Origin of the sequence: Shewanella hanedai (assembly GCF_007197645.1) — a bacterium.
Lineage (GTDB): Bacteria > Pseudomonadota > Gammaproteobacteria > Enterobacterales > Shewanellaceae > Shewanella > Shewanella hanedai.
In genome coordinates this window covers 61235-84575 of record NZ_VKGK01000026.1, presented here as the reverse complement: position 1 = coordinate 84575, position 23341 = coordinate 61235, and the positions used below count along the sequence as shown (strand labels likewise).

At 42.6% G+C, this 23341-nt stretch carries 20 protein-coding genes; 15 read left to right on the top strand and 5 right to left on the bottom strand.

Features of this window, described 5'->3' with window-relative positions; all coding sequences use genetic code 11:
• The first annotated feature begins 608 nt into the window (after positions 1 to 608).
• The gene (locus tag FN961_RS18815; protein ID WP_144041716.1) at positions 609 to 1157 is read left to right on the top strand and encodes an NAD(P)H nitroreductase; all 549 of its coding nucleotides are present in this window, start codon (positions 609 to 611) and stop codon (positions 1155 to 1157) included.
• A gap of 94 nt (positions 1158 to 1251) precedes the next feature.
• On the opposite strand, the gene FN961_RS18810 is transcribed toward FN961_RS18815, so the two are convergent.
• Both FN961_RS18810 and FN961_RS18805 read right to left on the bottom strand, forming a co-directional pair.
• Entirely contained in the window at positions 1252 to 1998 is a 747-nt protein-coding gene (locus tag FN961_RS18810; RefSeq protein WP_144041715.1) for an oxygen-binding di-iron domain-containing protein, read from the bottom strand.
• Between the two features lie 40 nt (positions 1999 to 2038).
• On the bottom strand, positions 2039 to 2668 hold the full coding sequence (locus FN961_RS18805) for a chemotaxis protein (protein WP_144041714.1): 630 nt from the start codon (positions 2666 to 2668) through the stop codon (positions 2039 to 2041).
• Between the two features lie 72 nt (positions 2669 to 2740).
• On the opposite strand from FN961_RS18805, the gene FN961_RS18800 reads away from it, so the two are divergent.
• The 10 genes from FN961_RS18800 (at position 2741) to FN961_RS18750 (ending at position 12319) form a co-directional block, all read left to right on the top strand.
• Entirely contained in the window at positions 2741 to 3247 is a 507-nt protein-coding gene (locus FN961_RS18800; protein ID WP_144041713.1) for a GNAT family N-acetyltransferase, read from the top strand.
• Between the two features lie 155 nt (positions 3248 to 3402).
• Entirely contained in the window at positions 3403 to 3954 is a 552-nt protein-coding gene (locus FN961_RS18795; protein ID WP_144041722.1) for a GNAT family N-acetyltransferase, read from the top strand.
• A gap of 547 nt (positions 3955 to 4501) precedes the next feature.
• On the top strand, positions 4502 to 4855 hold the full coding sequence (locus tag FN961_RS18785; RefSeq protein ID WP_144041720.1) for a hypothetical protein: 354 nt from the start codon (positions 4502 to 4504) through the stop codon (positions 4853 to 4855).
• 85 nt (positions 4856 to 4940) lie between these two features.
• The gene (locus FN961_RS18780) at positions 4941 to 5327 is read left to right on the top strand and encodes a hypothetical protein (RefSeq protein ID WP_144041712.1); all 387 of its coding nucleotides are present in this window, start codon (positions 4941 to 4943) and stop codon (positions 5325 to 5327) included.
• A gap of 268 nt (positions 5328 to 5595) precedes the next feature.
• Positions 5596 to 6282: an ABC transporter ATP-binding protein gene (locus tag FN961_RS18775; protein WP_144041711.1), complete on the top strand. Its 687-nt coding sequence runs from the start codon at positions 5596 to 5598 to the stop codon at positions 6280 to 6282.
• Positions 6272 to 7297 (top strand): HlyD family secretion protein, encoded by a 1026-nt coding sequence (locus FN961_RS18770; RefSeq protein ID WP_144041710.1) that lies wholly within the window; start codon positions 6272 to 6274, stop codon positions 7295 to 7297. The genes FN961_RS18775 and FN961_RS18770 overlap by 11 nt, the downstream gene beginning before the upstream one ends.
• Positions 7294 to 8505: an efflux RND transporter periplasmic adaptor subunit gene (locus FN961_RS18765; protein WP_144041709.1), complete on the top strand. Its 1212-nt coding sequence runs from the start codon at positions 7294 to 7296 to the stop codon at positions 8503 to 8505. The genes FN961_RS18770 and FN961_RS18765 overlap by 4 nt, the downstream gene beginning before the upstream one ends.
• The gene (locus tag FN961_RS18760; protein ID WP_229814734.1) at positions 8502 to 9749 is read left to right on the top strand and encodes an efflux RND transporter periplasmic adaptor subunit; all 1248 of its coding nucleotides are present in this window, start codon (positions 8502 to 8504) and stop codon (positions 9747 to 9749) included. The genes FN961_RS18765 and FN961_RS18760 overlap by 4 nt, the downstream gene beginning before the upstream one ends.
• Positions 9746 to 11005, top strand: coding sequence for an ABC transporter permease (locus FN961_RS18755; RefSeq protein WP_144041708.1), 1260 nt, complete (start codon positions 9746 to 9748; stop codon positions 11003 to 11005). Before FN961_RS18760 ends, FN961_RS18755 begins: the two co-directional genes overlap by 4 nt.
• A gap of 273 nt (positions 11006 to 11278) precedes the next feature.
• Positions 11279 to 12319, top strand: coding sequence for a Preprotein translocase subunit SecY (locus tag FN961_RS18750; RefSeq protein WP_144041707.1), 1041 nt, complete (start codon positions 11279 to 11281; stop codon positions 12317 to 12319).
• A 77-nt stretch (positions 12320 to 12396) separates the two neighbouring features.
• On the opposite strand, the gene FN961_RS18745 is transcribed toward FN961_RS18750, so the two are convergent.
• Positions 12397 to 13428 (bottom strand): DUF7450 family protein, encoded by a 1032-nt coding sequence (locus FN961_RS18745; protein WP_144041706.1) that lies wholly within the window; start codon positions 13426 to 13428, stop codon positions 12397 to 12399.
• A gap of 258 nt (positions 13429 to 13686) precedes the next feature.
• Here FN961_RS18745 and FN961_RS18740 point away from each other — a divergent pair, with 258 nt between their 5' ends.
• Positions 13687 to 14358 (top strand): hypothetical protein, encoded by a 672-nt coding sequence (locus FN961_RS18740; protein WP_144041705.1) that lies wholly within the window; start codon positions 13687 to 13689, stop codon positions 14356 to 14358.
• Between the two features lie 45 nt (positions 14359 to 14403).
• On the opposite strand, the gene FN961_RS18735 is transcribed toward FN961_RS18740, so the two are convergent.
• On the bottom strand, positions 14404 to 16077 hold the full coding sequence (locus tag FN961_RS18735; protein WP_229814735.1) for a tetratricopeptide repeat protein: 1674 nt from the start codon (positions 16075 to 16077) through the stop codon (positions 14404 to 14406).
• Between the two features lie 371 nt (positions 16078 to 16448).
• Here FN961_RS18735 and FN961_RS18730 point away from each other — a divergent pair, with 371 nt between their 5' ends.
• Positions 16449 to 17144, top strand: a complete 696-nt coding sequence (locus FN961_RS18730) for an aspartate/glutamate racemase family protein (RefSeq protein ID WP_144041703.1) — start codon at positions 16449 to 16451, stop codon at positions 17142 to 17144.
• A 580-nt stretch (positions 17145 to 17724) separates the two neighbouring features.
• A complete protein-coding gene (locus FN961_RS18720; RefSeq protein WP_144041702.1) occupies positions 17725 to 18282 on the top strand; it encodes a porin family protein in 558 nt (185 codons plus the stop codon).
• Positions 18283 to 18382: 100 nt separating this feature from the next.
• Here FN961_RS18720 and FN961_RS18715 read toward each other — a convergent pair whose 3' ends face one another.
• Entirely contained in the window at positions 18383 to 19684 is a 1302-nt protein-coding gene (locus FN961_RS18715) for an anaerobic C4-dicarboxylate transporter (RefSeq protein ID WP_144041701.1), read from the bottom strand.
• Positions 19685 to 20483: 799 nt separating this feature from the next.
• On the opposite strand from FN961_RS18715, the gene FN961_RS18710 reads away from it, so the two are divergent.
• On the top strand, positions 20484 to 23306 hold the full coding sequence (locus FN961_RS18710) for an ExeM/NucH family extracellular endonuclease (protein ID WP_144041700.1): 2823 nt from the start codon (positions 20484 to 20486) through the stop codon (positions 23304 to 23306).
• Positions 23307 to 23341 lie beyond the last annotated feature (35 nt).

Genomic DNA, 23341 nt, shown 5'->3' with positions numbered 1-23341 from the left:
TCGTGGTAATTTTTGTTTGGCGATAAATTTGATCACCAAATGCCATGAATGTTCCTCACTATTTCACCTATCTCATTATTTATTCATCTCTTTTTGTGGGGATTCGTCAGACTCAGAGTGTCTTTTGGCAAACTAATTCAAGGCGAATGGATGACATAATGGTTGTTCCCTTATTAGTTCATTTAACGTAGAAGTAGGCAGCCAAAAACACTCCTTACAGACGAGTTTTAGCGGTTCTGATACTGTGACTCTTAAGGAACAAAAGTGAGCTTAACCCTAGTTTCACTATGCTCTTCACTCGTTGCAAACCATATGGTCTTGTATGTTCCCGACATACTTAAGACATTTCCTCCATCCATGGAGGTCAGATGTGGTGAATGTCATTAATGCACGACTATATGGACATAGGAGGTAGGGCGAAGCAGGATGCTAGAGCCGAGGAGCAATTAATGACCTTGCCTCAGGACCGCTAAACTCTCGCTGAGCGATCAAATCTTTATACTGACTGGTATCAATAAAAGAATATCCCACCAATTAGGTGGGATATTCTTTTATACCAAGTAAAGCTTTGTTATTGTTGTACCAATCAGTATAAGTAGGAGTATGTTTTGGACGCTATTGAGTTATTACTTACCAGACAATCTTGTCCACGTCTTGTGGAGCCAGGACCAAATGAAGCACAACTAAAAACGATTTTAGATGCTGGCGCACGAGTACCTGATCACGGCGGTTTAGCACCTTGGGAGTTTATTATTGCCCAAGGTGAGGGGTTAGGGCGTCTCGGTGAGATATTTGTTGATGCTGCTATTCACAATGATGCTAATGATACGACTCAGGCTAAAGCGCTTTCAATGCCGCTTCGTGCACCCATGGTCATAGTCGTTGCTGCCAAGCCTGTTGAGCATGGTAAAGTGCCTGAACTTGAACAAGTTATTGCTGCTGGCTGTGCCACGATGGCAATGCAGCAAGCCGCCTTTGCATTAGGGCTTGGTGCGATTTGGCGAACTGGAAGTGTCGCATTCGATCCTAAGGTGCATCAAAATTTAGGACTAGGTGAAAAAGATCAAATAGTGGGTTTCTTGTACATAGGTACGCCTGTGGTTAACGCTCCGCTGAAAGCGAGAAAAGAGGGAAGTGAGTTCACTCGCTACCTGTAGAAGCATCATGGCTGGGATTTATCGCCAATAAAAAACGCACCTATTTTCAAAATAAGTGCGTTTTTTCATTCAGTTTGTTGGATAACGATATTCTTTAACTTGAATTTTTGGTGATCGCTTGACCCACTTCCAGTTTTTCAAACCAATCAAGAAACTGTCCAACTTGCTTTCCTTTGAATATTCTCCCGTGCTGTGGGCACATATATTCGATGTCCAGTTTTCTTACCCTAGCAATCCAGTCATTTTTTGCTGAATTTGAAGGCATCCACCTTTGATGAAAAAAGCTCATCTTTTTTACGTGTTCATCAAAGTCATCGACAAAAATACTGGCATTAGCGTCCTCTAGTGCGGCACCAACATCCCCACTCATAAGTACTCTCGTCGCTGGATCGTAGACATGAAAGTTCCCCGATGCATGGAGATAGTGAGCAGGGATAAATTGCACCTCAGCTTGATCCAATATCAATCGGCTCCCTTCGTCAGGTATCGCTTCATAACTAATGTTACTCATCCCAAAATGGCGAATAAAGCCTTCCCAAATCCAAGGTGAATAGAGCTTAGCTTCTGGTAGTGTTTGATCCCAAAGTCCGAGAGAGGAGATAATATCGGGGTCTTGGTGAGAAGCAAAAAGGTGGGTCAATTGTTCGAGAGGAATGTGCTTAACAATACTAGCAAGCATTGGTGCAAAAAGTTCAATACCGCCCGGATCCATCAATAGCGCTTTTCGTTCAGTGACCATCATATATTGATTAGTATCAATAATCTTGTCTGGCTTTTCCGGATCTCGCCCAAAATATATCCATTTATGGCTGGGCGTTTCAACGAGTATTTGACTCTTCATCTATATGTGCTCCCTGTCAAACTTGAGTGGTTGAAATGTGTTATGCGGCTCTGCTTTGTGTTGACGTGTCGAACAACGAAATGGCGTTATCAACCCTTTGACGTATCTTATTTGCGACAAAATCGACGCGGTTAGCGACATCATTAAAAGTGGCTTGATTAGCGATATTGACGCGGCAAGCTTCTATTCGGCAAATAGAGGCGAGAATGTTTGCTGTTCTCAGATTTCGTTTTAGATCGAACAATTCCACTTCCATCTTGTTGATGATTTTTTGAAAGGCGCTTTGAAGTTCTGCATGTCGGTCAGTTATATTTTTAAATGCGGGTAAGATGGTTTGAGAATATGCCGCATTGCGAGAGTTAAGTTTCGCTTTTTCAAAGTGTTTAAGTGCGGTGGCTGCTCTGGCGACTTCAGTTGCCATTTTACTGGCTTTATTTGCCAAAAAATTGATATCTTTTGCCGCTTTCATGGTGTAGCAAGCAAGGTCATCGATAAAGCCAGTTAAGGCCTTAAATCCCAGTGCTGCATTACCCACTCTAGAAGAGGCTGCTTGTGCATTACTCGCGGTAAGATTGATTTGTTTACAGTAAGTTAAGGTGTGGTTGAGTTCTGCGGCTACAACGGCTGCGATCACATAATACTGACTAACTTGTGTACGTTTCTTGGACATAACGGTCGCTTCCTCTGCAAGACTGAACAAAGTATAGTCTAAAAATCAGAGGGTAAGATTTCAGGTGGGATTTTGATTGTATTAGAAACAAACAGATTAAGATTACGATATTTAACGTTAAAAGATGCCTATTTTATTTTAGATATTCTCAATACTCCTGGTTTTTTAGACAATATTGGTGACAGAGGGGTGAGGGACCAGTATCAGGCTGAAAAGTATATCATTGAGGGGCCATTGGCCAGTTATCACGAACATGGATTTGGCCTTTATCTGGTTGAACTTATCAGTACGGGTGAGCCGATAGGCTTATCAGGTTTAGTTAAGCGAGCAAACTTGCTACTTCCTGACGTAGGGTATGCTTTTTTACCGGATTTTTGGGGAAAGGGTTATGCCGTAGAATCTGCCAAAGGTGTATTGGATTATGCTCGAGAATTAAAGATGTTAGAGCTTATGGGTATTGTCAGTCTGGGAAATGATGCTTCTATCAAAGTGTTAGAAAAACTGGGCATGCAGTTTTATTGCCGACAGAAATGGGATGATGACTCTGATATATTACTGTATAAATTAATGATGGATTAAAGTAAATTTATACCTAATATCAAAGGGTAGTGTAAATGTAATGGACTATTACCAATGGCTCATTACTAGGCATAAATAATGATAAGTACGAGGTGCTTGTGGCTAATGAGATCAAAAGTGAGTTTTTAACGGGTGATTATATTGTATTGGAGCCTATGACTCTGGAACATACCGCCGCATTATCACTGGCCGCCGCGGATGGTGAACTTTGGACATTGTGGTACACCAGTGTTCCTCAGCCTGATGAGATGAAACTGTATATAGAAACCGCGCTAGCATCAGAGAAAGTGGGGGAAGCATTAGCCTTTGTTGTCAGAGATACACATTCGGGTGAAATCATTGGTTCTACACGGATCTGTCGATGGGATCAAAAAAATTGTAGATTAGAAATTGGTTACACTTGGTACGCCAAACGAGCCCAGCGCACGGGAGTGAATTCAGAAGCTAAGTTACTTTTATTACAATACGCATTTGAAACATTGGATGTCATGGCTGTTGAGTTTAGGACGCATTGGTGCAATCAAACATCTAGAGAAGCGATAACTCGATTAGGGGCTAAACAGGATGGTGTGTTGAGAAATCATCAACTATTGGCTGATGGTACTGTAAGAGACACTGTGATTTACTCTATTATCGATAGCGAATGGCCTTGGGTAAAAGAGAATTTGCTCGCTAGGTTATCGAAACATGCGTTAGTTGCGGAATAATTAGCGGCGGGCATGTTAATGCCACTGGCTCAAAACCGCACACAGACAGCCTATCTAATCACTTGATATTCAGTGATAACTAAAGTAAAACATAACAATTTATAATTGTATGTATTGTGTTATACCAATCAATATAAGAAGTTGATCTACTCAGAGTGTTTTTTGGCAAACTAATTCAAGGCGAATGGATGACATAATGGTTGTTCCCTTGTGAGTTCATTCAACGCAGAAATAGGCAGCCAAAAACACTCCTTACAGGCGAGTTTTAGCGGTTCTGATCCTGTGTTAGCGAGCTTAACCGTAGAATAACTATGCTCTTCACTCGTTGCAAGCCACATGGATGTGGTGAATGTCATTAATGCAGGAGCAATTAATGACCTTGCCTCAGGACCGCTAAACTCTCGCTGAGCGATCAAATCTTTATACTGATTGGTATTAAGGAGTTTCAATGTTAAATGTTGCCATCCACAAATTGAATCTAAGTCGTATTTTGACAAGTAAAAGTCTTATTGCTGTGCCTGTGGGCTTATTGCTAAGTGCTTCAGCGATGGCGACACCTAACCCAAGCGAGGCGGAGTTGGCTTTTAACAATGAAGTATTGGAGTGTGCGTCTTATTATCAGATAAGCTCTAGCGCTATCGCTAATATGAATGCTCCTCAGATGCAAGCTGTGGGCGACCGTTTACTCAACTCTTCAAAGCAGGCAGTGTCATTAGCTCAGCAATATCAGAGTAAAGAAGATGTAGAAAGTAAGCTATCTGAAATTAAAGAGAAGCAGTTAGCTAGCCTGCCAAATAGTAAAAGTTTAGGTAGCTTGATGGGGAAGTATAAAGTGTCGTGTAAGACACTATTAGCTGCGCCTCAAAAACGCCTGGACTACTGGATTATGGCGACGATGTAACGCATTTGTGATGAAATTTTATTTAGCTATTCTCTGTCTATATCATTATCAGGTTAATTTAGAAACAAAATAGAGGATGCCAAGTATGAACTATTTCTTTATTGCAGCTTCAGTAATGGGGTTAATGACCTTTATTGGTCATTTCAGTTATGGTCGACAGCGATATATCATTCCCATGGCGGAATCTGATCTAGAGCCGGTCGTAAAAGAAGAGATCCATTGCCTTTTTCATTTTGTCTCTGTGTTCATTGTGCTTTCTACGTTCGTTCTCGCCGCTTGCGGCTTTGATGTCATATCAAGTATGCAAGGGTTTGGTTTAGTACTGTTTGTGGCACTTAACTTTGGGATGTTCGCGATCTGGCAACTTTTTCTTGCCTTTGATAGTGAGATACAGTCCCCCTATCGAAATCTGTTTCAATGGGCACCATTTGCTGGCATTTCCATTTTTAGTTTATTAGGGATCTATTTCTAGATATTTCCCTGAAATATGAGTTAGCTATATCCTCCTTCTCATCTCTATTTTGCATCTTACCCCGTTATTACAGGATTCTTCACTTATCAGGTTGTGGAGAACTTTGTCAATTTTTTGAACTTTGTGTATCTTAAGGTTCTAACATCTTAATCCGGTATGTTATATATTAATTCTTATTTTTTTAAAGAGTTATCGAAATGTTAATCCCATTATCCGGGCATTGACTTTCAAACCCTTTATCGACGAATAATCAGTTTGAGTGAGCATTATGATCAAAGTCAGTGGGTTAACCAAAGAATATCAGATGGGCGATACATCCGTATTTGCTTTGAGGGGAGTCGACTTTACGATTAATGAAAATGAGTTTGTTGCCATCATGGGGCCATCAGGCTCAGGTAAGTCGACGTTAATGAATATTATTGGCTGTTTAGATAAACCCAGTACCGGCAGTTACCAGCTTAATGATCAAGAGGTCGCGAGTTTAGATGATGATGCATTATCGGCTGTTCGTAATAAAGAGATTGGTTTTGTTTTTCAAAGCTTCCATTTGTTGCCTCGTATGAGTGCGCTTCAAAATGTGTTGCTGCCTTTACGCTTCTCAAATCCCCCAAATAACGACACTCAATACGCAAGTGAATTGTTAACACGAGTTGGGTTAGGCACACGCCAAGATCATCGACCTAATCAGCTTTCAGGCGGTCAAAGGCAGAGAGTCGCTATCGCGCGTGCTTTAGTTAATCGACCAGCCATTTTACTTGCTGATGAACCAACAGGTGCACTAGACAGTAAGACCTCAGTTGAGATTATGGCGCTTTTTACAGAGTTACATAAAGCGGGGCAGACGATTATTCTTGTCACCCACGAAGAGGAAGTGGCGGCTTATGCCCAACGTGTGATTCGCATGCGTGATGGTAATATTGTAGAAATAGAAGATCGGAGAGTACATGTCGCTTAACTTTTCTTGTAAACGGCGTACTGTGAGCTGGTTATCAGCACTGGTTTTACCGCTTTTTTTTAGTTATCTCCCCACTGTCACAGCGAATGAACTGGTGAGAGAAAATCCTGTTCAATCGGAATCCTTACTGTTAACTGGAAAAATATCCTCGATTCAATCACAGTCATTTATGGTGCCTAAAGCGGGTGACGCTTGGCGATATCAAATACAGTGGATGATGCCAGAAGGCGAGATAGCCACACCTGGTCAAGCTGTCATTATTTTCGATAAAAGCCAAATAGATAATCAAATTGAACAATTAGAAGCGAGTCTACTCAGAGTCACAGCGCAAGAGCAGAGTATGTCGATAGATTTAAAATCTGCTGTGTTGCAGGCCAAGTTTGATCTGAAGCAAAAGCGATCAGAACGAGATAAGAGTTTGCTTGATGCCAAAGTGCCTGCTGATTACATTGCGGCCAAAGTGTATGCAGAGAATCAATTCAAGTTAATGCAAGCCACCAGTGAACTGACGAAAGCGGAGCAGGCATTGAATGAGGCACTGGATAAGCAAATGGCCAGTCAGGCACAGCTGGCGATTGATAGGCGTCGAGCTAAATTGGAATTACAACAAGCGTTAGATGGTATCGAGCGGTTGACATTGAAAGCTGAAATCAAAGGGCCGCTACTCTACGGTAGCGATCCTAATTCAGATAAAAAATATGTAGTGGGAGACACGGTACAGGTAGGGCGCCAAGTCGCCAGTTTACCCTCGATGGAAGAGTTAGAAGTGGTGGCTTGGGTGAATGAAGTTGATGTTGACAAGATAACCTTGGGTAGTCAGGTAAACCTTAGGTTGGACTCGCAATCAGACATGAGTTTCACTGGCCAGATTAACAACATTGGTCGGCAAGGGCAGAAGCAAACAGCTTGGGGGAACAGTAATTGGTTCAAAGTGGGCATTAACTTTGAGCCGGATAAGACCGTCAATATTATTCCAGGGATGAGTGTCTTAATCACCACAGAGGTGGGTTTATGAAACACAGAATTAAGGCTGTGTCGGCCAGTGTTATTAATCGAGCGTCTATTGTCAGCTCCTTGACTTTGCTTGCTCTTTCTCTGTTGACTGCTTGCAATAATGCCCCTGTGACATCGGTTGAGAAAGGCATTTTAAGCCAAAGTATTGAGGCAACTGGTGAGCTTGTTTCTGCGGACACCGTCTCGTTAATGCCTCCTGTGATACGTCGGGTCTGGCAATATCAGGTTAAGCAGTTAGCTCCTGAAGGCGCTGAAGTTAAGCAAGGGGATTTGGTCGCTCAACTCGATACCTCAGAGCTTACTCAGCGCCTTTCGGTAAAAGCGGCCAAATTAGAGGCCACGCTGCAAGATATCGAAACGTCAAAACTAAGGAACGCTCAAAAACTTGAAGAATTGAGATTATCTCTGGCCGAAGCCAAGATGAATTTAGAAAAAGCTGATCGTAAATACAAGCTCTCGGATGAAACCGTGGCGGCCATCGAGAAAGTGAAATATCAAAAAGATGCTGAGATAGCCAAGGATAAACTGATGTTAACCGAGCAGAAGCTGGCGCTTGAAGCTCGAAGTGCTAAACAAAGGTTGGCGATGCTGACGGGGGATCGTCAGAAGTTTACCGCGGAGGTTGGACAACTGAAGCGAGGAATCGATTCATTAACACTCTTGGCCCCACGTCCGGGCATGGTGGTTTATGGCAATGACTCGAAGGGGAATAAGATTAAAGAGGGACAGTCAGTTTTCATGGGCGATGCGGTATTAAGTATCCCAGACCTAAGTAATATGCTGGTCAATATGACGATTCCAGAGGTTGAAGCAAGTCGAGTCAAAATAGGCCAAGTATTAAAAATCACACTCGATGCGGATCCAGGGAGAGTATTCACGGGCAAAATTATTGAGCTTGGTGCCGTGTTTCGCAATAAAAGTCAGGATGTTCCTTTGGTCATTTTCGATGCCGTCGCCAGCATCGATAAACCGGACACTGAGTTAATGAGACCCGGTATGACTGCAAAAATATCGATTGATATTGCGAATGAAGAGGAGACGTTACTTCTGTCTGTTGATGCTGTGCATTACGATGCTGGTCAAGCATTTGTGTTAACACCTGGGCTGTTTAGTGATAAGAGATTGCCCGTCACCATAGGCGCTATGGGTAAAGATCAGGTCTCAATTACATCCGGTTTAGCGTTAGATCAAGAGGTGCTCTTGCCATGAGTGAGAAAATGAAGAGTCTTGCTAGCCCTAAGGCGGCATCGACGACAGGTTTGCTAACAAGCTTGTTGATTGCTTGCTTAACCCTCTCAGCGTGCAGTCAGCAACATGTGGATGGTGTGCTCACCATGGAAGTTGAACGCGCCGATTTTACCGTCGATATTAGTGCGGTTGGCGAACTAGAAGCAAGTCAGTCAACCGCAGTGACAGTGCCTACAGGTTTAAGAGGTCCACAATCGTTAGCGTGGATACTGGATGATTTTACTCAAGTAAAAGCCGGTGATGTCGTCGCTAGAATGGATCCTGAACGGGAAAGCTATCGCCTGAAGATGGAGCAGTTTGATTACGATAAATTGGGCTTTGATAGTCTGATCCAGACCGAAAAAGATAACACAATAAGCCAAACGTTGATCCAAGGTACTCAAGTAACCAGCGAAGAAAAGGATCTTGCTGAGCGTTATTTCAGTGAGGATGAACGTGTCTATAACAAGATTGAGATCATCGATCAGATGCGAAACCAAGATTACCTAGTGGCTAAGATGCACTACTTTGATTGGGGCTTAGGGCAACATGGCTCTCAAGCTGAGGCTGAGCAGGAGCTGATTAAGCTAAAGCAAAAAGGTCATGGTGCAAAAATAGACAGGCTTGAGAATAATTTAGAGCAGATGGAGATCATCGCGCCTCATGATGGTCTCTTTGTTTATCAAACTGGATGGGATGGATCGCTGCCGGTGGTGGGAGACATGATGTGGTCAGGGTTCTCCATTGGCTTGTTACCAGATACTTCGGTTATGCAAGCCAAAATGTATGTACAGGAGTCAGAAGCGTCAGGGCTTGGGATAGGAAAAAACGCTACCGTTTATCTGGACGCTTACCCTGACAAACCCTTCCTCGGAAAAGTCACACAACTGGACGCATTAGCCAAACCTAAAGATAAAGACAGTCCAGTTAACTACTTTCAATTTACTGTGAGTTTAGATAAAACATCAATGGATATTATGCAACCAGGCAGACAAGTCCGCGCCAGCGTGCATCTGTTAAGTTTGGATAACGTATTAACCGTGCCAAACCAGTCCATCTTTCATAAAGATGGCCAGTACTGGGTTTACTTGAAAACCGATGACAGCTTTACAAAGCATGCGGTGAGCCTAGGAAGTCGAAGCTTAAATCGTACTGAGATCACCTCGGGACTGACAGAGGGAGATGTTATTGCCCTCACGACGCCGCCAAAAAGGAGTCGGGTATGACGCATTTAATGGGGCAAAGTAAGGTGTATATCGAAGGCATAAAGCAAGCGTTTGATGAGATGCGACATCATAAGCTTCGGACAGCATTAACCCTATTAGGCATGATATTTGGTGTGGGAGCTGTGATTGCGATGCTAAGTGTCGGTGAAGGAGCCGAGCGTGAAGCGCTTAAGATGATTGAGTCCATGGGGGTTAGAAATTTAGTGGTTAACGCCAGACCGGCTGACGGGGACGCGTTAAAATCAATACGAGAGCACAGTTTAGGTTTGAACTTAAGGGACGTAGAAAGCGCCAAAGAAACGCTGCCTTTTGTTGAATTATGGAGCGCTGAAAAACAAGTTAAGACCTTTAGCCTATTTAGTTTGGAAGGGCGAAGTGACGGACAAGTAAAAGGTGTGACTCCTAGCTACTTCTCGCTGAGTGCGTTGAAGCTAAGTACCGGTGACATTTTTGATGAGAGTGATGATCGCCATTATAGGCAAGTTGCAGTATTAGGGCCTGAAGCAGCGCGGAGTTTGTTTCCTCACGGTAAAGCCATCGGTAGCGTGATTAAGATAAACCATCAATGGTTCACTGTTGTTGGTGTCTTAACCGATGCGGATGTGGGGCAATCTAAAATTCAAGGTGTGAAGCTAGGGGGGGAGCGCAATCAAGTGTTCATTCCGTTGTCCACGGCACTGAAGAAGTTGAATTTCAAGCCTCTAGAAGATGAATTAGATACCTTTAAAGTGTCGATATCTGAAGACGTGGATCCCTCTTTGGCGGCCAAAAGCTTGCGGCACTTAATTGATCGCCGTCATGGTGGGGAGAGAGACTACGATATCGTCGTGCCGGCGGATCTGTTAGCGCAGCATCAAAAAACCCAACAAATTTTCAATATCGTCATGGCGTGTGTTGCCGGTATCTCTTTGCTGGTGGGCGGGATAGGGATCATGAATATTATGCTAGCCACGATTATGGAGCGCACGGGTGAGATTGGTTTATTGCGAGCATTAGGTGCGAGACGAAAAGATATCGCCCGTCAGTTTTTGATTGAGAGCATCGCAATATCAGCAACGGGTGGCGTCATTGGTATTGGTGTGGGCTTGTTATTAGCAATGGTGATATCAACAGCGGCGGGATGGCCAGTGGCTTGGTCTCCATTCGCGATTATTTTAGCGCTGGGGGTATGCATGACCATAGGGGTTGGCTTCGGGCTCTATCCTGCCAAAAAAGCGGCAAAGCTTGACCCGATTGTGGCACTGCAAAGAGATTAACAAGCTTATGTGTACAGCCCTGCGTCAGTGTTGGGCTGTACCATTTTACTTGTTTTCTTATCATGGAACCTTTAGGTCCGATAACAAACGCTGAATACTAATTAACCCATGTCTGTTTAAGTTTTATCCGGAAAGATTAAAGTTGGGTAACAATCCAGCTATAGTAAGGGTTTCAAAGGATTTCCTTAAGAGGATGGAACCAAGTTAAGGTATCATTACGCTCCATTTTTCGTCTGGTGAGTTACCAGACAATGAGCGAAATAGAAGCCTGTTATGTTTTATGACCAAAATTTAGCTGTACGCTACCCTAAAGGCCCTTTTGCCATGTGGAGCGTTTACGGTTTCACTGGTGCCTCAATCCTTGCCTCCATTATCTTTTCATTGCTGCTCTTTTTATCTATTGATGATAATCCGTTGATGCAACTCCTGTTTGGAGGCTTGGCCATTACCTTTGAACTGGGTAAGTTTTTTGCTTGGTATGAGGTCGGGGAGCGTCATGCAAGGCGCAACTACTCAGGAATGATTTTCGCGTTAGGCTTTTATGCTGTCCTTGCTGCCATTTCAATTGGTGGTTCGGTGGGAGGCATCAACAGTGCGACCACGAAGGCACAAAGTCATGTTGATTTACAAAAGAGCAAAGTTAATGCCTTTGACATGCAGATAGCCGCTATTGATAAACAGATAGCGCTTAATAATATAGCCGCCGAGAAATACATTCAAATGGAGCGGATTGCAGTCGGCGTTGTTCGCATACAAAAAGAGAACAAACGTTTACGAGAAGAGCAGCAAAAACTGGCGATGGAAAGAGACAGTTTACCTCTGGCTGAACAAGGCTCTGTTATTGGACTTATCGATGGCCTAGCGGTGTTTTTGAATACCAGTCCTCACACTGCTCAGTTGGGGTTGGTGGTTTTTCTTTCTATACTGCTGGATTTCTTTGCGGCATTTTTTGTGGGTTTGATAGGTGAGGAGAATCGTTTTCGCCATCAATTTCGAAGCATGAAACCGATTACTATCGATGCTTTTACGACGCATGAGATGAAAGAGCCTGAAATGCTGAGCCATTTTACGCCAACAATCAATAGTGAATTTGATGTCACGTCGTTTAACGAACCACAAAAAACACCCTATGAACGCGTGTTCGATGCGCTAAGTTCAAATCAAGTGACTTGCAGTAAGCGTGCGGTTGTTAAGCAACTTAATCTAAGGCCCGATGAGGTTGATAAGATTTTCACGCGCTTATTTAGTGAAGGGATGGTAACGAAGAAAGCAAACAACCACTTTCAATGGCAAGGTGCTCTTTCCCCGTTTTAGTCGCGTAAGGTAATAGATTAATAAAATTGCGTTTAACTCATTGGCTAATTTTTTGAGCTAAACGCAATATCTTTTACTTAATGCGCTTTGAAGTTAAGGGGTCTTGATACTCCGGCCTCTTTTTTAATGGGTCTACCAGGATTAATTCGTGAAAGGTGCTTTTTGCTTGAAGGGACGCAAAACAGCTCTCTTTGACCATTCACAATCTGATCCGGTGCGAACTGGTTATTTATCTCCAAACGCTGACTTCTCACCTTGTCTTGTTTCACATAGTTATAGCAGACCAAGTGTCGCTCTTTATTCTGTATTCTAAAGAACTTGTCATTATGGCGTTTAGAAGAGGGGTTACACAGAAGCACTGGCTTGCCTAATACCGCCCTCGTTTTGCCAAATTGATCTTCAATCATGATTGTTTCATTGGGCAATCTATCTCCCTCTTTCACATTGTAACATTGGTAATGTTCACCAGGCATGGGAACAGCAACAGGCTTAGCTTTGACTAAGTTATCGCAAGTGGTGGTGAATACCGAATAGGTTTTTTTACGTAGGTTGTTGGTTGACCAGATCCATTTAAAGTTATTGGTATTGACACTGTTCGCCAACGGAAAGTTAAGGGAGCCCCAAGGAGAGGTGCCTGAAGCAACAGTCCCTGGGAAGTTATAGGGAGATTGCCCATTTGCTAGAGAGGCTGAGATCAAAGCGTTAATTTGTGAGGCATTGGGTCCTCCATTTTGCGCCCAACCCGACGAGGTGATATTTGATTGATAAGCCTTAAACCTTCCTGAACCTGAGTAAACCGCATTATCAGCTTTCAAAATGGCTGACATGCCTTGTGATACTTTGCCATCTCCCCAAGCAATAACGCTGACTGAACAGGTTTTTAATGCGCTAGGGTCGCTTTTAATATTGAAATTAAATGATTCAACATTTCTCCACTGGCTACCATGAGCACCACGATAAACCACGTTATTTTGGGCTCCGCTGCCTGGTGAGTGCACCACAATAAAGTCATTATCAACAGCCACATTACCTGTTACTGTGGTTGCTCCTACTATTCCTGAAGCACTGATTAAGCACATACTGATTAATGTTTTTTTTAATATACTCATCTTGTATTTCCCTCTACTAAATTTTCATGTTGTCAGCTTTATTTGCATCGTTAGCTGGTTTTATAAGTCGACTTAAACTGAAATTTTAAATTAACAGGAATAAATAAAAATTCATTAAAGTTAGAGGGTTAAAAAGGGGGCGCTTTTGTTTTTACCCAAATTGACCCTAATATCTTGTGGACTCATTGGCAGTATCTGAATAAGTTGAATTGATTACATCAATTGACTGATTGACTAAAAATAAACGAGGAAAACGTTATGAAAAGGATATTAACACTGGCTTCATTGTTGTTGATTGCTGGCGGAAGTTCTGCCCATCAGTTAGCTTTCGACAAATTAACCCCAGGCCATAAAGCCACTAGAACAGTCGTTTCATTCGACTTAAATGAGCAGGAGATCATTAATCAATACCATTTTAGGGCGAAGTATTTTGATATCGAAAAATGGATGGAGAATAAAAATCTGGTATTAAGAATGGATCACCTTGCGAATGTCGAGATAGCAAATCACGGGGTACATACTAAGCAGTTGCAAGAACCCGAAGTTATTTTAAATGATCAAGGTGGTTTTCATCATACTGTAGACCCTTTCAACAAGAGTCAAAATTTGACTGGACATTCAGGAGGTGAGGTAAACAGTGTCGTTAACCGTGTCAATATTGCTGGGCTAGTGGCGGTGTCTATGTGTAATGCCTATGCAAGTGTCAATATTAAGCAGGATTCTTATCATCTCACACCTAAGTTTGTAGCCCCAATCAGTTTATTGCAGGGGATTAATCCAAGCACTGCTGAGCTCAGTAATTACTCCCTTAGTGAAGGGGTAAAATTTAACTGCGTCTCCCAGATTGTTCATGCTAAGCCGCTGCCAAAAGAGAGTATTAAAGATTTTAAGCACTTAAAACAGGGTGCTACTACCAAAATCAAACAATAGAGGGACTTTATAAGCGTTGTTTTCATCAGGTTTTACTCATATCAATTAGGCTTCCATCGACTCACTTTTTACCTGTAGCATGATCTGATTCAGGTGAGTTGTGAGTAGACTCCTGTCATTGTCAGATAAATCACATTCAGACAAAATAAAATGGCAGGTTTTAACCACATTACGCCACCTTGGATTATCAGGTAGCTTCTTTAGGCTTAAATACTTATCCAAAGAGCGAGTTCTGAGACGCCCCGAATCCACTGATATTTTCCAAATCTTACTTCTATCAGCAAGTTCTACCTTGTTGGTTTGAGTCGTTTTTTCCCAAAGGGCAATACAATCGATCATGGTACTGACCAGTAATTCAGATAATGGTTGGCTTGAAGGAGAAACTGTTTGTTCACTCTCATCATTAGAAAGTAAAAATAGTTGCTGTTTATGGGATTCGATAACAGTAAGAAGATGTTGTTGGGCTTTTCTCTTTTTCACAATATAGAGAGAGATGATAAACCCGATTAACAGGCTGATGCTGGTGATGATTAATGACAGATTAACCAGTTTATCAATCTTCAGAGTCTTGGCCTGATTAATCACTTGCTCTTCGACAAGGGCTCTTTGAATGCGCTCGTTCTCAATCTCTCTTTGAATAATATTGATGTTTTCACTGTACTTGGCTTCGAGCAGTGTTTCATGCAGTGCCTGGTATTTTTTTAAGTAGACAATGGCTTCGTAGGGATGACCATTGTCGTAATAGAGCTCACTGGCGTAGCGGTAGATTTTCATTTTCTGCAACGCATCTTGATTAGAATCACTGTACTTAATGGCTTCTTCGATATATTCGATGGCTTTTAGATCATCAACCTCATGCTTGGCAAGTTTAGATTTTAATAGATAGATATCATCGTGAAATGAGTGTTCATCAGAATTTAGGTGTTCGGAAAGTGTATTTATCACCTCACTCGCAGGCTCGAATTCATTGGCGTTGATGTGTATGGATGCAAGCGTGATTAAGGCTGTGATGAGATCGATTTTATTTAAGTTGTCACTGTAAGCCTCGAGAATCTTATTACTGTAAAAATAGCGCTTATGGTAGTCATTGGTAATGTCATATATAGCTGCAAGATCACCATAAAGGTGTGACATCGCATTGATTGCATGTATATCGACGTTATCTCGCGTATAGATAAGGTAATGCTCAAGGGAGAGTTCAAAGTACTGTTGTGCTTCTTGATATTTTTCAAGATTTTGATACATTAAACCTAAGTTTCTAAGGGTAATTGCTATGTATAGATTATTACCTAGTTTTTCTTTAATCGTTAGGCTTTTTTGATAATATATCAAAGCATTAGAGTAGTTAGTAAGCATTTCTTCTACGATAGCTAAGTCGTTATAACTCTTACCTAACCAAAGTTCCGATGCTTGTGTTTGTGCGATGACAAAAGCTTGCTCAAACAAATCTTTCGCTAACAGGTACTCTCTTTTATAGAGGTGTTGAGTGGCTTTTTTACGAAGCCACAGGTACTGGATTTCATCACTTTTATTAAACTCATCGCTTTGCTTAATAGTGACCAGATAACTTTCAGCTGTTTGACTGTCACCTAAGTCTAAGTTGATATCATAAAGGGCGAGCATGAGCTTAGCGGTGATGAGTGGATTAAGTGTTCTATCGACTTGCTCAAGCTTCTGCTCACAAAAAACTTTACTGAGCTGTGCACTCTCTTGTTTCATACTTATATGACATTGTTCTACAATGGAATCCTCAGCTTGCACTAACGATGTCATTAACAATGCTAATAGGCATAAATATGAATTAATTGTATGTTTCAACTCGGTTTCGGTCCTTAGAATATTCTTGTTCTTTGATAGTTAACCAATTTAAATTCGAGTTATTAGCTAACATTCTTTCATTTTTGGGTTTTAAGCACTTAATTTTTCTACGTTGACAACATATACGTAATCTGTGGCAAGGTACAGAATCTACTTAAAAATCGTGCTACAAAATTGCGATTTTTTGTGAGATCTGGGCTCATTATTTTGTTAAAGACACTTTTTTAAAAACTCTTTTTTTTAAAAACCTTTTTTTAAGGAACACGAAGACTGTGAAAACCATTGGATTGATAGGCGGTATGAGTTGGGAGTCGACATTGAGCTATTATCAGGCGCTCAATCTCGGTGTTAAAGCTGAGCTGGGCGGCTTACACAGTGCCAAGATTGTACTCGTCAGTGTCGATTTTGCCGAGATTGAACGATTGCAGCATCTTGGAGAGTGGGATAAAACGGCAGAGGTGTTATCAAAAGCCGCAGTAGGATTAGAGGCTGCTGGTGCTGATTTTTTTATGATCTGTACTAATACCATGCATAAGGTTGCAGATAAGGTGCAGGCTAAAGTGAATATTCCTTTATTGCACATTGCCGATGCAACCGCTGAATTATTGGTTAAAAATGGGATCAAAAAAGTGGGGTTACTGGGAACGCAATTTACTATGTCCGAGCATTTCTATAAGGGAAGATTAACGGATAAGTATGGTATTGAAGTGCTGACGCCCAGTGTTGCTGAACAGTCTATTATTCATCGTATTATTTATGAAGAGCTATGCCTAGGTGTTGTAGATGCCAGCTCACGTGCTGCATACGTCGAGATTATTGATAAACTCAAAGAGAATGGTGCGGATGCGGTTATTCTAGGTTGCACAGAGATAGCACTCTTAGTCAAACCAGCAGACACCGCAGTTCCGCTCTATGACACCACGGCAATTCATGCCGATGCAGCAGTAAAAATGGCGTTGGATAGTTAATCGTTAAACATTACTTGCCAGAAGTCATCGGTTAGCAATGCCTTGTTATACCAATCAGTATAAAGATTTGATCGCTCAGCGAGAGTTTCGCGGTTCTGAGGCAAGGCAGCGAGTGAAGAGCATAGTTATTCTACGGTTAAGCTCGTTAACACAGCATCAGAACCGCTAAAACTCGCCTGTAAGGAGTGTTTTTGGCTGCCTACTTCTGCGTTGAATGAACTCACAAGGGAACAACCATTATGTCATCCATTCGCCTTGAATTAGTTTGCCAAAAAACTCTCTGAGTAGATCAACTTCTTATACTGATTGGTATTAAACAGACAAGCTTGCTGTTGAAGACAACGGACATGATATTAAGGTTTATTCTTTGGTAACGTGTCTGTTTGGTTGTGGTTTTGTTTTTATTTGATCCGTTTAAGTTATTGTAAAAGTGCTTTTTCGTTTCATTTAATCTAAACCTGTATGCTTCCTGAATAACCCTGTCACTTACTACTAAAATGAGTAAGTAATTTGTTCTATTTGTATTAACCTATCCCTAATTAAGATACAGATGTAACAATGATTACGATGAGGGAATATTTTGAAAAGATTTACAATTGTCACCGCTTCTTTACTCGCTGTATTTGCATCAAGCAATGTAGCCGCTGCCAATGATCATACTGGTTTCTATGTAGGTGGTAGTTTAGGGCAGCTTAAGCTTAAGAGTGAAGGAAGCAGCATCGATGGTACTGGTTTTGGTGCCTATGGTGGGTATAACTTTAACGATTGGTTCGGTCTCGAGGCTAATATGTTCCTCTCTGGTGATCTTGGTGAGGGAGATGCTGATTTTGGTGCCGGCACCTTCGCGTTAACCCCTAAGTTCACTTATCAAATCAATGATACTTTTGCTGTATACGGTAAAGTGGGTATCGCTTCGATGGTCGCTGTGGCTTCACCTGCTAATGAGCGCGATGAAGATTTTACTGGTTTTGGTTGGGTTTATGGTGTTGGCGTTAATGCTTCTGTCACTGAACATCTTAATATTCGTTTAGGCTATGACATAGTTAAAGGTGAGCTGGATTCAGAACATTATGATGGAGATAAAAACATTGATGCAGACATCTCTAATTTCGCGTTAGGCATGCACTACCAGTTCTAATCTTCTTCAAAAATAGTGCAATAAAAAGGGATACCTCAGGTATCCCTTTTTTGTGGCTTAAACAAAGACCTGTTAAAACCAAGCTGAAACAGGCATTAAATTAGAGTATCAAGCTACCTAGAGCAAAACCTAAACCAACAGCAGTGGTGATCGTGACTAATCCAGGAATAAGGAAGGGATGGTTGAACACCATCTTACCGATACGGGTTGAGCCAGTGTCATCCATCTCTACCGCAGCAAGAAGTGTCGGGTAGGTAGGTAATACAAACAGGGCGCTTACAGCAGCAAAAGAAGCAATGGCAGTTATTGGTGCAACACCGATAGCTAAAGCCGCTGGCATGAGAGCCGTGGTTGTTGCGCCTTGAGAGTAGAGCAACATAGAAGCAAAGAACAAGGTAACGGCTAACATCCAAGGATATTGATTGAGTATGTCTGCCGACAAAGCCTTGATCTCACCAATATGGCTAGAGACAAAGGTATCACCTAACCATGCGACACCTAATACGCAAATACAGGCGCACATGCCCGACTTAAAAGTTGGCGCATTGGATATCTCTGAAGCATCGATTTTGGTGATGGTCACGATCGCAGTTGCCGCCGCAAGCATGAACACCATGATTGCTTCGTTACGGCCCAGTGCAGGATCAGGGATCAAATTCACTGTTTCTGATATTAAGGTTGCATAGACGATGACGCCGATTATCGCAGTGACAAAAATATAGGTCGCAGTCTTAGCTGTCGGCAGCAGTGTACGCTGTGTTTGTCCTTGGAGCTTAATTAAGCCTTTGGCTTGGCGCTCTTGAAATACAGGATCATCTTTCAGTTCACAGCCGAGGAAGTTAGAGACGAATGCGCCAACCATACAGGCAGCAAACGTGGTAGGGATACAGATGGCTAACAGAGTGAGGTAACTCACGCCAAGCGGCTCTAAAATACCTGAAAAGAAAACAACCGCCGCGGAAATAGGCGATGCTGTGATCGCAATCTGTGAAGCAACAACAGAGATCCCTAGAGGACGAGATGGTCTGATCCCTTGCTCTTTCGCCACTTCGGCAATAACGGGAAGGGTAGAGAACGCTGTGTGTCCGGTTCCCGCCAGTAAAGTCATCAAATAGGTGACAATCGGGGCGTAGAAGGTGATGCGTTTCGGGTGTTTTCTTAGGAAAGTTTCAGAGATATCCACCAGTAATTCTAGACCCCCAGCCACTTGCATCGCGGCGATGGCTGCAATGACAGACATAATGATCAAGATAACATCAATAGGAATGCTTCCTGTATCAACCCCTAGAAAGAGTGATAAGACTAAGACGCCAGCACCGCCAGCAAGTCCAATGCCTATTCCACCAATACGAGCCCCTAGGTAGATAAAAGCGAGCACGACCAGTAATTCTACAACGACCATAATTAACCCTAAATTCAAAACCAACAGCGAAAATAACTACCAAAGTAGATATATACCCAAACCACTTCAAGATGCAGGATTCAGCATGTCGAGAAGTAACGGAGTTCAAGGCATGAAATAGTTGGACTAGTTATTCTAATTCACTTTTTCATAACGCAGAAAAATGTTGCTTCTCGCCGTGCCCTTCGGGAGTTCCCGTAGAATATCTGCACTGTGTTAGTGATTTCAATAAGGGAATAACCATTATCCTCAATCACTGCCTTGTTCAGCTATCCTACGGGAGCTCTGAAACGAGCATCTAGAGGTAGCTTGGGTATATTGAGATGCCAGAGGAGAAGCTTATCTGTTTTTTAGTTCTGCTTTTCCCTAGAAACGAAATTTTACTCTTGTTACCTTGTCTTTAGCGGCATTTAATTCGTTTTTTCTTTAAGCTGTGAGTCGGCTCACGTGTGTTAGCTATTTTTAGGTGTCTAGCGCACAGTTGTTTCAGTTGGAAACACTCGCTTAACCTCATGCACGCAATTAGAGTCTTGTTCTACTTCCGGCTAAAAGCGCTGAAACCTGCCTTGTACATACAATCAAGCTTATTTACTGTTTTATATCAGAAGTTTTCTCAATAAAACTATGCGAAGAAGTTCGTTAGTTGTATTTACCTTGGTGACACCTTCCTGTAACTTGCCTGTAACCAGCACGCTTTATACTTCGTGCTGATTTATAGGTTTGAAATAACAGTAATTTGAACAAAAGAGTCAAATGCTGACATAAAAAGATGTTTAATGGATGATATTAAGGGGTTAATATGTTTACCAAAGCAAGCTTGCTTGCCTTGGCGATAGGTGGTGTGTCCACGTTCGCACAGGCAGCAGATGATCTAATTTTTTCTGAATATGTCGAGGGCAGTAGTAACAATAAAGCCTTCGAACTCTACAATCCAACCGCAACCGCGATTGATCTAAGTCAATACCAAGTCGAATTTTACTTTAATGGTAATACCCAAGCTGGAGCCAACATCAGTTTAAGTGGCTCATTGGCTGCGGGTGAAACTTATGTTGTCGCCGATAACGATTCAAGTGCTGAAATTTTAGCTCTTGCTGATCAAGTCAGTAATAGCAGCTTTTTCAATGGCGATGACGCCATTGTATTAACTTCAAGCGGTGAGGTTGTCGACAGCCTAGGTCAAGTTGGTTTTGATCCTGGAAGCCAGTGGGGCAGTGGCGACTTATCGACACAAAATAATACACTGCGTCGTAATCCAGATATGTTGACTGCTGACACCGTTGCAGATGATGTCGCCAGTTTAGAGACTTGGCTTGGTTTCGCGCAAGATGATATTTCAGATCTTGGCCAATTCGATGGTTCAGGTCCAATTGATCCGCCACCTCCAGTTGAACTCGTGTGTCATGATCCTGCGGTTAGCATTCATGCAGTGCAAGGGCAAACAGATGTGAGTCCATTAAATGGACAAACCATTGAAGTAGAAGCAGTGGTGACCAGCAATCAAGAGGCTGGCTTAAAAGGACTCTTCATTCAGAGTGCTGATGATGCAGTCGATGCGGATCCTCTTACTTCAGAAGGTGTGTTTGTTTATACCGGTGGTGATACCGATTACCTTGTGGGCGATCTTATTCGCGTTCAAGCAGTGGTTAAAGAGTTTAACGGGCTCACAGAGCTGGCTGATATTGTGTCACACAAACTGTGTGGTTCAGCACAAGCGATTCCAACTGCTGCTAGCGTGACATTGCCTGTTGATGATATTGCTGATCTTGAAGCCTTTGAAGGGATGCGAGTGAGCTTTACTCAAAACCTAGTTGTTAATGAAGTCTATAACTTAGGCCGTTTTGGTGAGTTATTGCTGGGCAGTGAGCGTCACTTCATTGGCACGCAAGTCGCAGCGCCGGGCGCTGACGCCCTCGCGGTGACAGCAGCCAATGCAAGAGATGCCATTGTACTTGACGATGGTTTAACCTCGCAAAATCCTGATCCTGTTCGCTACCCAGCGCCGGGGTTAAGTGCTGACAATACTGTTCGTGTTGGTGATATGGTCACAGGTCTAAATGCAATGATGCATTATGGATTTGGTAAGTATCGTCTAATGCCTGTCGATACGGTCAATATCGTTGCCGACAACGCCAGAACTTTAGCACCTGATCTTGCTGCGGGTGGTAATTTGACCGTGGCAAGTTTCAACGTACTTAACTACTTCAATGGCGATGGTGCAGGCGCTGGATTCCCAACACCACGTGGCGCTGATACTGCCACTGAGTTTGAACGTCAACGCGTCAAAATCATTAGTGCAATGGTTGGCATCGATGCTGATTTGTTTGGTTTGATGGAAATTGAGAACGACGGTTTTGGTGCTAGTTCAGCCATTGCTGACCTCGTTTCTGGCCTTAACGTGGCACTTGGCGAAACCCGTTATGGTTACGTCAATGGCGGTGGTAGTGGGATTGGAACCGATGCGATTGCAGTAGGGATTATCTACCGACTTGATAAGGTTAGCCCTGAAGGTGCAGCTAAGATTCTATCTTCTGCTAACTCACCGCTAGATGATGATGGTCAACCTTTGTTTAATGACGGTAAAAACCGCCCTATGCTGACGCAAGCTTTCTCGCTTAACGACAGTGATGAATCATTTGTTGTAGCGGTGAATCACCTAAAGTCGAAGGGGAGTAACTGTGACAGTCTTGGGGATCCTGATCTTAATGACGGTCAAGCTAACTGTAACTTAACGCGTACCCGTGCAGCGCAAGCGGTGGGAACTTGGTTAGATGCAGAATATCCAGAGGCTGCAGTTCTGCTTATTGGTGACTTGAATGCTTATGCTCAAGAAGATCCATTAACAGCATTAAGTGATGCTGGCTATACAGAGTTGTTTGATCACTTAGGTAAAACTGGTGCTTACTCTTATGTCTTTTCTGGTGAAACTGGCCAGTTAGATCATGCATTAGCCAACAGCGCATTGCTCGACAACGTTGTGGATGTCACTGAGTGGCATATCAACACCGATGAGCCACGTTCGATTGATTATAACGAAGAGTTTAAGTCAGCTTCTCAGTTAGAGACGCTTTACAATGGCGATGCATACCGCTCTTCAGATCATGATCCTGTGATTATCTCTTTACTGCTTGAAGCTGCAAATATGGCACCTGTAGCCAGCTTTACTGCTGACGTTCAAGGCGCAATGGTTAACTTGACCAGCACCTCTACCGATGAAGATGGTGAGTTGGTGCTCTATGAGTGGCAGTTTGGTGATGACAGTACCGGTAATGGTGAGAATGTAAGCCATGAATATGCGCAAGATGGCGATTATGTTGTTACCTTAACGGTTACCGATGACGGAGGCTTAAGCCATAGTGTTTCTCAAACGATCACGATTAGCACTGAGCCTGAGCAGGTAAATCCAGTTGCTGTGATCCATCATATCGACCTATGGTTTATCGATATCTTTGTATCGCTAAGTTACGATGAAGATGGCTATATCACTAAGCATAAGTGGAAGTTTAATGATGGTAGCAAGGCATCTGGCCCAGTTGCGGTGAAATTTGCGACTCGTGCTTCTAAAGTTAAATTAGTGGTAAAAGACAACGATGGTTTGAAAGACAGTGCTAAGTTACGATTCTAACTTAGCCGTTTAGTGAACAGTAAAAAGCCCGCATT

Excerpts from the sequence above, each read along its gene's own strand:
- FN961_RS18770 (WP_144041710.1), top strand. The coding sequence starts at position 6,272 with ATGTCGCTTAACTTTTCTTGTAAACGGCGTACTGTGAGCTGGTTATCA.
- FN961_RS18750 (WP_144041707.1), top strand. The coding sequence starts at position 11,279 with ATGTTTTATGACCAAAATTTAGCTGTACGCTACCCTAAAGGCCCTTTT.
- FN961_RS18745 (WP_144041706.1), bottom strand. The coding sequence starts at position 13,428 with ATGAGTATATTAAAAAAAACATTAATCAGTATGTGCTTAATCAGTGCT.
- FN961_RS18785 (WP_144041720.1), top strand. The coding sequence starts at position 4,502 with ATGGCGACACCTAACCCAAGCGAGGCGGAGTTGGCTTTTAACAATGAA.
- FN961_RS18710 (WP_144041700.1), top strand. The coding sequence starts at position 20,484 with ATGTTTACCAAAGCAAGCTTGCTTGCCTTGGCGATAGGTGGTGTGTCC.
- FN961_RS18795 (WP_144041722.1), top strand. The coding sequence starts at position 3,403 with ATGACTCTGGAACATACCGCCGCATTATCACTGGCCGCCGCGGATGGT.
- FN961_RS18760 (WP_229814734.1), top strand. The coding sequence starts at position 8,502 with ATGAGTGAGAAAATGAAGAGTCTTGCTAGCCCTAAGGCGGCATCGACG.
- FN961_RS18755 (WP_144041708.1), top strand. The coding sequence starts at position 9,746 with ATGACGCATTTAATGGGGCAAAGTAAGGTGTATATCGAAGGCATAAAG.
- FN961_RS18775 (WP_144041711.1), top strand. The coding sequence starts at position 5,596 with ATGATCAAAGTCAGTGGGTTAACCAAAGAATATCAGATGGGCGATACA.
- FN961_RS18780 (WP_144041712.1), top strand. The coding sequence starts at position 4,941 with ATGAACTATTTCTTTATTGCAGCTTCAGTAATGGGGTTAATGACCTTT.
- FN961_RS18735 (WP_229814735.1), bottom strand. The coding sequence starts at position 16,077 with ATGAAACAAGAGAGTGCACAGCTCAGTAAAGTTTTTTGTGAGCAGAAG.
- FN961_RS18715 (WP_144041701.1), bottom strand. The coding sequence starts at position 19,684 with ATGGTCGTTGTAGAATTACTGGTCGTGCTCGCTTTTATCTACCTAGGG.
- FN961_RS18765 (WP_144041709.1), top strand. The coding sequence starts at position 7,294 with ATGAAACACAGAATTAAGGCTGTGTCGGCCAGTGTTATTAATCGAGCG.
- FN961_RS18810 (WP_144041715.1), bottom strand. The coding sequence starts at position 1,998 with ATGAAGAGTCAAATACTCGTTGAAACGCCCAGCCATAAATGGATATAT.
- FN961_RS18805 (WP_144041714.1), bottom strand. The coding sequence starts at position 2,668 with ATGTCCAAGAAACGTACACAAGTTAGTCAGTATTATGTGATCGCAGCC.
- FN961_RS18740 (WP_144041705.1), top strand. The coding sequence starts at position 13,687 with ATGAAAAGGATATTAACACTGGCTTCATTGTTGTTGATTGCTGGCGGA.